Annotated in this window: 10 protein-coding genes; all 10 read right to left on the bottom strand. The window is 36.5% G+C overall.

The window, feature by feature from the left end; translation table 11 throughout:
- Window positions 1-130: 130 nt before the first annotated feature.
- Genes ACTCAF_RS10245 through ACTCAF_RS10200 form a run of 10 tightly spaced genes read right to left on the bottom strand, consistent with a single transcriptional unit; the run spans window position 131 to window position 8,023 of the window.
- Window positions 131-592: a PTS sugar transporter subunit IIA gene (locus ACTCAF_RS10245; protein ID WP_463063184.1), complete on the bottom strand. Its 462-nt coding sequence runs from the start codon at window positions 590-592 to the stop codon at window positions 131-133.
- 11 nt (window positions 593-603) lie between these two features.
- Window positions 604-1,134, bottom strand: coding sequence for a ribosome hibernation-promoting factor, HPF/YfiA family (gene hpf / locus ACTCAF_RS10240; RefSeq protein WP_463063183.1), 531 nt, complete (start codon window positions 1,132-1,134; stop codon window positions 604-606).
- A gap of 1 nt (window position 1,135) precedes the next feature.
- Window positions 1,136-2,527: an RNA polymerase factor sigma-54 gene (gene rpoN / locus ACTCAF_RS10235; RefSeq protein ID WP_463063182.1), complete on the bottom strand. Its 1,392-nt coding sequence runs from the start codon at window positions 2,525-2,527 to the stop codon at window positions 1,136-1,138.
- Window positions 2,527-3,246: an LPS export ABC transporter ATP-binding protein gene (gene lptB / locus ACTCAF_RS10230; RefSeq protein ID WP_463063181.1), complete on the bottom strand. Its 720-nt coding sequence runs from the start codon at window positions 3,244-3,246 to the stop codon at window positions 2,527-2,529. The genes rpoN and lptB overlap by 1 nt, the downstream gene beginning before the upstream one ends.
- On the bottom strand, window positions 3,203-3,703 hold the full coding sequence (locus ACTCAF_RS10225) for an LptA/OstA family protein (protein ID WP_463063180.1): 501 nt from the start codon (window positions 3,701-3,703) through the stop codon (window positions 3,203-3,205). The genes lptB and ACTCAF_RS10225 overlap by 44 nt, the downstream gene beginning before the upstream one ends.
- Window positions 3,693-4,214, bottom strand: a complete 522-nt coding sequence (locus ACTCAF_RS10220) for a hypothetical protein (RefSeq protein WP_463063179.1) — start codon at window positions 4,212-4,214, stop codon at window positions 3,693-3,695. The genes ACTCAF_RS10225 and ACTCAF_RS10220 overlap by 11 nt, the downstream gene beginning before the upstream one ends.
- Window positions 4,184-4,681, bottom strand: a complete 498-nt coding sequence (locus tag ACTCAF_RS10215; protein ID WP_463063178.1) for a KdsC family phosphatase — start codon at window positions 4,679-4,681, stop codon at window positions 4,184-4,186. The genes ACTCAF_RS10220 and ACTCAF_RS10215 overlap by 31 nt, the downstream gene beginning before the upstream one ends.
- Entirely contained in the window at window positions 4,678-5,640 is a 963-nt protein-coding gene (locus tag ACTCAF_RS10210; protein ID WP_463063177.1) for a KpsF/GutQ family sugar-phosphate isomerase, read from the bottom strand. The genes ACTCAF_RS10215 and ACTCAF_RS10210 overlap by 4 nt, the downstream gene beginning before the upstream one ends.
- Window positions 5,619-6,401, bottom strand: a complete 783-nt coding sequence (gene kdsA, locus ACTCAF_RS10205; protein WP_463063176.1) for a 3-deoxy-8-phosphooctulonate synthase — start codon at window positions 6,399-6,401, stop codon at window positions 5,619-5,621. Before kdsA ends, ACTCAF_RS10210 begins: the two co-directional genes overlap by 22 nt.
- Complete coding sequence (locus ACTCAF_RS10200; RefSeq protein WP_463063175.1) at window positions 6,398-8,023, bottom strand: CTP synthase; 1,626 nt, start codon at window positions 8,021-8,023, stop codon at window positions 6,398-6,400. The genes kdsA and ACTCAF_RS10200 overlap by 4 nt, the downstream gene beginning before the upstream one ends.
- Window positions 8,024-8,147 lie beyond the last annotated feature (124 nt).

Here is an 8,147-nt window from a genome sequence, read left to right as displayed (position 1 = left end):
GCAAGTCCCGGTTTTTGAATCCTATAGTTGGTTAGATACTTGGTATGTATACTTTTTTTGCCATAAATAAGCTTTAGCTCCAAATCCTTTGCTTCAGGCAGCAATAATTCCGATACAGGAACTTTTTCCATTACACTTTACTTTCCTCTTCTTTTAAAATTTCCAACACCTCTTCCATATTGCTTGAACTGAGCACTCTGCTTTTAAAGTCTGTCATTTTAACCAATCTGGAAATTCTCGCCAATGTTTTTAAGTGCCCTGCTATATCCGACTCAGGTGACAACACCACAAAAAACAATTTTACCGCTAATTTATCGGGTGCATCAAAATCTATCCCATTTCTTGATACAGCAATTGCAATAGATGCTTTAGAAATAGAGTCAAGCTTGGCATGAGGGATAGCAACTTCTTCCCCCACAGCAGTACTACCAAGCTTTTCCCTTTCAATAAGCGCATTGTAAATTTTATCAGAGCTTAAACCCAGCACGTCCTTTGAAAGAATTTCACCGAACTTTTTTATAATTTCATCTTTCGTAAAATCTCCATTCAAAAAAATTATATTTTCCTTCTCAACCAGTTCAATTAATTGCATTTCATTGTCACCTATGGCTGAATTAGGCCTATGTTGCCGTCATCCCTTCTGTAAACTACGTTGACTTCAGAATTTTTGGCATTTCTGAAAACAAAGAAGTTTTTATTTAGCAAATCCATCTGCATTACAGCTTCTTCTATATCCATAGGTTTTACAGGTATCTCTTTTGTTATAATCGAAACCGGCTCATCGTCAAAACTTGCACTTTCATAAACATCAAGTTTTAAAGGTGCTTCGAAATTCTTTTCAGCAAGTTTCTTGGCTTTAAGCTTTTCTTTATACTTCACAAGCTGTCTTTCTATTTTGTCAACTGCAAGGTCAATAGATGCATACAAATCTTCCGATTTTTCAAGCCCCTTCAAAAATACACCTTTTGCATTGACAAGTATTTCAGCCATATGGACATTTTTCTGCACATCAAGTACCACATGGACATCAACCACCTGATCAAAATATCTTTTTACTTTGGAAACTTTTTTTTCAACGTAACTTCTGATTGCATCTGTCAGTTCAATGTTTTTAACAGTTATTTGAATATTCATACTACCTCCTTGTTTTTTTTCTCGCTGAAGCACCGGGTATATTAAGTTCGTCCCGGTATTTTGCCACGGTTCGCCTTGCAATCTTTATACCTTTTTTTGACAAAATTTCCACAATTTTCTGGTCAGAATAGGGATAATCTGCCGGCTCATTCTCTATAAGCCCCTTGATAACATCTTTTACATTTGAAACACTCACTTTTTTTCCATCTACCCCTGCAATACCTTTCATAAAAAATGATTTCAATTCCAAAACCCCATATTTGCACATAGCATATTTATTGGACGTCACTCTGCTGACAGTTGATTCATGCAAACCGGTTTCATCTGCTATATCTTTCAGTTTAAGTGGCTTTATAAACTTTACCCCTTTATCGAGAAAATCCCTCTGATGCTTTATCAAAGCCTCAACAACCTTTAAAATTGCCTTTTTGCGCTGATTCATACTTTTAATAAACCATATAGCATTTTTTACTTTTTCTTCAATATAACCCCTGGATGCATCGTCAAGACCTTCCCCTTTCAGCATCTTAACATAATACCTATTTAGTTTTATTGCAGGTACGTCATCTTCATTTAACACCACTTCGTACTTCCCGTTTTTTTCCAAAATGTAAACATCCGGAACAACAAACCTCCCTTCAGGGGAAAATTTAAGCCCGGGCTTTGGATGAGTCCTTCGGATAAAATCAACTATCTCCCTTATATACTCCTCACTGTAACCAAGTTTTTCGGCAATCGTTTTAAGGTCACCTGCATAAATCTCATCACTAAAATCACCTAAAATTCTTCCCGCAACATCTATATCAATTTTATCTACACCCATATGCTCAAGTTGTTTCAAAATACATTCTTTCAAAGATGTGCTTCCTACCCCTGAAGGGTCAAATTCCCTAACTATCGCCAAAACTTTATTTACACTCTCATAGTCACCATCAAAATACTCAACTATCTCATTTACCTTGACAGTCAAATATCCATTTTCATCAATATTACCAATTATATACTCACCAATATCTGTCAAATAGTCATTAAGACCTGCTATATTAAGCTGAAATAAAAGATGCTCATACAAATTTTCTTTTTTTCCTATAAACTTATCGAAATTTACAGACTCATCATCAGGCACATATGAAATCCCTTCCTGAAAGTCGCTGAAATAGTCCTGCCAATCAACCTTTTCAAGCTCCCTTAAAAATTCGTCAGAATTCTTTTCATCTTTTACTTCCTGGACTTCAGCCTCTTCCAGCACAGGGTTTTCCTCAAGAACACTGTTGAGCTCAGAAATAAGTTCCATATAAGGAAGTTGCAATATCTTAAGGGACTGTTTCATTTGCGGGGTTATAAGAAGTTTCTGGCCTAATTTTGTTTCAAGATTTATCTTCATCTTATTCATTACAATGAAAACCCTTCTCCAAGATACCTTTTAATAACTTCCTGATTGTTGATAATTTCTGTTTTATCCCCTTCAGCAAGTATCTTACCTTCATATACAATATAACTTCTATCGGTTATTTTCAATGTCTCTCTTACATTATGATCAGTAATCAAGACTCCTATCCCCTTATCTTTTAGCTTAAAAATCATATTTTGAATATCAGTCACAGATATTGGATCGATACCTGCAAAAGGCTCATCAAGAAGTATAAATTTTGGACTTACGGCAAGACATCTTGCAATCTCCAACCTTCTTCTTTCACCACCACTCAACGCATAGCCATATGATTTTCTTACTTTGGCAAGGCCAAATTCTTCTATTAGCTCATCTGTGCGTAATTTTATCTTATTATTTTCATATTTAACAATTTGAAGTGCAGCTATAATGTTTTCCTCAACAGTTAATTTTCTAAAAACTGAAGCTTCCTGAGGTAGATAACCAATTCCAAGCCTTGCTCTTTCATGTATGGGAAATCTGGTTATATTTTTATCTCCAAGTATAACCTCGCCAGAATCAGGTCTTACAATACCTACTACCATATAAAAAGTTGTAGTCTTACCTGCACCATTTGGTCCAAGCAAACCTACTATTTCCCCATCGCTGACTTTGAGGCTAATTCCGTCAACGACAAATCTATCTTTGTATTTTTTTTTCAGTTGTGTTGTCTTTAGTTGCATTATCAGTACCTTCAGGATAGAAAATAATTTTTACTCTTTGACTCTCCCCTTTATTCACAATTACTCTGCTATCCTTGTTATAGATTATTACCTCATCACCTTCCAAATAATTTTTCCCCTGCCATACCTTTACATTTTTCCTCAGCACAGCCTTATCGGTATTAATATCTATATCTGCAAATTCAGAAAGTGAGTACAAATCTCCCCTCGTTACCTGAACATTCCCCTCACACAATATTTTATCAACCTTCTTATCTTTATTGAAATAAACAGTCATATTGTCTGACTTGACAGTAACATCATTATAGTGTGCCACAACATTTCCCCTAAATATCGAAACATTTTTGTCTCCGGAATATACAAGAGAATCGGATTCAACCTTCACTGATGAAATCTCCTTTGAAAATGCAATATTTACAAGCAAAAACATCAAAACAAAAATCAATCTAATTTTCATAATCCACTCTCACACTCCCTTCGAATTGAACAATCCTCTTTTTCTTGTCAAAAAACACATTGTCAGAATATAGTTTAGATGTATTTGTACTAATTTGCAAGCCACCACTTACAAAACCGGTGTTATTATCAAAAAAATAAATTAGATTTGAATTTTCTCCACCTTCAAATCTGTATTCATTGAAATCACCTGATATATTATCAAACATTTCAAGTTTTTCATCGACAATTATTTTGCATCTTTCAGAAACAATATTTGTGTTATTGCCTTTTTCATTATACACCACGTAACATTTTTTCATTTCGATTTTCTTAAAATTATCGTATACATATGCCTCTGCAGCTCGAACACTGTAATAACCTTTATCGCCAATATTTTCTTTCAGATTCATGTTTTTCATGTAAAGACTGTTACGCTCGATTTTTGGTGTTGGAAGTTTGCCATCTTTTTTGAATAAAAAGACAATAGCCAGAATAGCCACTACAAGTAAGATTTGTAAATATCTTCCCACTGCTCATTTCTCATCAATATTGCTTCTATAAATTCTCTAACTGCACCTTTTCCCCCTTTAAAATTGGAAACAAAATTTACTTCCTTTTTTATATAATAGGGGGCATCGGCAACTGTACCTGAAAATGCACATCTTTTCAAGATTGCAATATCGTTGATATCATCTCCAATAAATGCAGTTTCTTTATCAAGAACAATACCAAGCTTTTCACAAAGCTTATCAAGACAATCCAATTTATTGTCAATACCGGTAAAAACGTGTTCGATTTTTAGCTCTTTTGCCCTTAGTTCAGTGACTCTTGACTCTCTTCCAGAAATAATGGCAACAGTTATGTTTGCCTTTTGAGCCATTTTAATACCAAGTCCATCTCTCACATTGAAGTTTTTTATTTCATGACCACTTTCAGTATAAATTATCTTCCCATCTGTCAAAACACCATCAACATCTAAAACCAACAATTTTATCATATTATCTTTGCTCTCAAAAGGTCGTGCAGGTGCAATATCCCCTCGATTTTATTCCCATCATCAACTATCAAAAGGGAAGTAATGGAATTTTCCTCCATTACCTTCAATGCTTTGGCTGCAAGAGCCTTTTTTGTAATCAGTTTTGGATTACGTGACCCTATCTCTTCAACACGTCTTTCAAACACATCCTGATATTTTTGCATCCCACGTCTCAAATCTCCATCTGTAATAATCCCCTGAACAATCAGGTTGTCATCGACAATTGCGGCACAACCAAAACCTTTACTGCTAATTTCATAAATCGCATCTGCCACATTTGTGCCAAGTTTTACCACTGGCACCATTTCACCTTTATGATAAAGGTCTTCAACCCTCGTCAAAAGCTTTTTACCAAGGCTTCCTGAAGGGTGAAAAATCGCAAAATCTTCCGCTTTAAATCCCCTCTTTTCAAGAAGTGCAACGGCAATAGCGTCCCCTATTGCAAGTGCTACTGTTGTGCTTGCGGTAGGGGCAAGATTCAAAGGACATGCTTCCATCTTTACGCTTGCATCAATAACAACATCGCTTCTTTCAGCAAGTGTTGAATTCACCCTCCCCACAATAGAAATAATCTTTACGCCAAATCTTTTTATCACTGGCAGCAAAGTGACTATCTCCTCAGTTTCACCACTGTTGGAAATTGCAATAACTATATCTTCCGAACGTATAACTCCAAGATCCCCATGTACACCCTCTGCAGGGTGCAAAAAAACCGCTGGTGTACCGGTAGATGACATTGTGGCAGCAATCTTTTTACCTATCTGACCGGACTTACCCATCCCCGTAACTATAATTTTTCCTTTGCACGCAAAAATCATTTCAACTGCATCTACATATTCACTGCCAACCCTGTTATACACATCATTAATGCTGTCTGCCTCAATCTTTAAAGTTTTCTTTACAGAGTCGATGATTTCCAATTTATACCCCTTATTGAATCAATATCAGTTAAGATATTTTCTACCATTTTGAAATTAATCATATTAGGACCATCACATAGCGCAATGTCAGGCTCTGGATGAACCTCCATAAAAAAACCATCCACACCAAAAGCTGCAGCAGCTCTTGATAAATATGGGACAAACTCTCTCTGACCGGAAGAAGACTCTCCTGCTCCACCCGGAAGCTGCACTGAATGTGTTGCATCAAATATAACCTTTACATCGAGCTCCTTCATTATTTTAAAAGCTCTGAAATCTATTACAAGATTGTTATAACCAAAAGTAGTTCCTCTTTCAGTAAGAATTATATCCTTTGCATTAAAATATCTTAACTTATCCACCACATTTTTCATATCCCAGGGCGCAAGAAACTGCCCTTTTTTAATATTAACCACTTTACCTGTCTCAGCGGCAGCTTTTAGCATATCAGTTTGTCTGCAAAGAAATGCAGGTATCTGAATCATATCTACGACCTGGGCAACAAGATGCGCTTCATCAGGTGTGTGTATATCGGTAACTATTTTAACATTGAACCTGTCTTTAATCTTCCTGAAAAAATCCAGTCCTGCCTTTAATCCGGGTCCACGGTAAGATTTTACAGAACTTCTGTTAGCCTTGTCGTATGATGACTTGAAATAAAAGTCATAACCTCTTTCATTTGCTATATTGCTTAAAAACTCGCAAGTTTTGAATACTACTTCTTCGTTTTCAAGTACACAAGGGCCTGCCAGAAATATCATTTCTGATTCTCCAATTCTCTGCCCTTTTCAGTTTTAAATTTAAGAGCAGCATTAATAAATCCACTAAACAAAGGGTGAGGCAAAGTAGGTTTTGATTTGAATTCCGGATGAAACTGGCATCCCAAAAACCATCTGTGAGATTTAAGCTCAATAATTTCAACAAGGTCTCTGTCCGGATTCACACCGGATATCACGAGACCGGCTTTTGTAAGCTCCTCTCTGAAATTATTATTAAACTCGAGCCTGTGCCTGTGCCTTTCAAAAATTGTTTCACTTTTATATGCTGTGTATGCTCTTGTACCTTCTGCAAGTTTACACTCGTAAGCCCCCAGTCTCATTGTTCCACCGAGCTTTTTTATCTTTTTCTGCTCTTCCATATAATCAATTACCGGATGCTCTGTTTTAGGATTGAATTCAGTACTGTTAGCATCGTCATATTTAAGAACATTTCTTGCAAACTCAATAACTGCACACTGCATCCCAAGACAAATTCCAAAAAACGGTATGTCTTTATTGCGTGCAAAATTGACTGCCCGAATTTTCCCTTTAATACCTCTTTCGCCAAATCCACCTGGCACAAGTATCCCATCCACATCATCAAGAAATTTATCAGGATTTTGACTTTCAAGGTCTTCAGCATCAATCCATTTAATATCCACTTTAACCTTGTTGTCTATTCCACCGTGAATAAGAGCCTCATTCAAACTAATGTAAGCATCTTTTAGATTAACATATTTCCCCACTACACCTATTGTTACAGTATCTTCGGGATTTTTAATTCTGTAAACTATCTCTTCCCAGACTGACAAATCCAAATCTCTTTCTTCAAGCCCCAGCTTATTCAAAATGAACTTATCCGCCCCTTCCTTGTTCATAAAAAGTGGCACCTGGTAAATTGTAGAAGCATCAATGGCATTGATTACAGCATTTTTTGAGACATTACAAAAAAGAGCTATTTTTTTACGTATGCTATCATCAAGCGGATACTCTGACCTACAAACAAGCATATCAGGTTGAATACCAATCTCCCTTAGTTCTTTGACGGAGTGCTGGGTAGGCTTGGTTTTCAGTTCACCCGCGCTTTTAATGTATGGCACAAGAGTCACATGCAGATAAACCACATCATTGTCTTCAAGGTCAAATTTTATCTGCCTTATAGCCTCAAGAAAAGGAAGGCTCTCAATATCTCCAACGGTTCCCCCTATCTCTACAATCACTATGTCATACTCGTCAGAAAGGCTGTAAATGCTGTTTTTCACTTCATCAGTGATATGGGGTATAACCTGAACTGTCCCTCCAAGGTAGTCCCCCTTTCTTTCCTTTTCCAGAACTTTGTAATATATTTTACCGGCAGTTACGTTACAATCCTTTGTTGTGTTTGAGTGCAAAAATCTCTCATAGTGCCCAAGATCCAGGTCTGTTTCTGCACCATCATCTGTAACATAAACTTCTCCGTGCTGGAAAGGGCTCATAGTCCCAGGGTCAAGATTAAGATAAGGATCAAACTTTTTAATTATAACCCTGTAACCCCTTGCCTCAAGAAGTGTAGCTATTGAAGCAGCTGTAATCCCCTTACCCAATGAAGATAAAACTCCGCCGGTAACAAAAACATACTTAGCCATCTATTTTCCCCTTTAACTAATTTTTAAGCAACTTTGCATATTTTTCAGCTTGCATGAGATCTTCTTCCGTATCTACTGACAGCGGTTTGTAATCCGTCAGCAGCACCTTGATTTTATGCCCATT

Source organism: Deferrivibrio sp., assembly GCF_055117995.1.
Note: the sequence above shows the minus strand (reverse complement) of the source record. Positions and strands in the feature narration are given on the sequence as shown.

Excerpts from the sequence above, each read along its gene's own strand:
- hpf (WP_463063183.1), bottom strand. The coding sequence starts at position 1,134 with ATGAATATTCAAATAACTGTTAAAAACATTGAACTGACAGATGCAATC.
- ACTCAF_RS10245 (WP_463063184.1), bottom strand. The coding sequence starts at position 592 with ATGCAATTAATTGAACTGGTTGAGAAGGAAAATATAATTTTTTTGAAT.
- rpoN (WP_463063182.1), bottom strand. The coding sequence starts at position 2,527 with ATGAATAAGATGAAGATAAATCTTGAAACAAAATTAGGCCAGAAACTT.
- ACTCAF_RS10225 (WP_463063180.1), bottom strand. The coding sequence starts at position 3,703 with ATGAAAATTAGATTGATTTTTGTTTTGATGTTTTTGCTTGTAAATATT.
- kdsA (WP_463063176.1), bottom strand. The coding sequence starts at position 6,401 with ATGATATTTCTGGCAGGCCCTTGTGTACTTGAAAACGAAGAAGTAGTA.
- ACTCAF_RS10200 (WP_463063175.1), bottom strand. The coding sequence starts at position 8,023 with ATGGCTAAGTATGTTTTTGTTACCGGCGGAGTTTTATCTTCATTGGGT.
- lptB (WP_463063181.1), bottom strand. The coding sequence starts at position 3,246 with ATGCAACTAAAGACAACACAACTGAAAAAAAAATACAAAGATAGATTT.
- ACTCAF_RS10215 (WP_463063178.1), bottom strand. The coding sequence starts at position 4,681 with ATGATAAAATTGTTGGTTTTAGATGTTGATGGTGTTTTGACAGATGGG.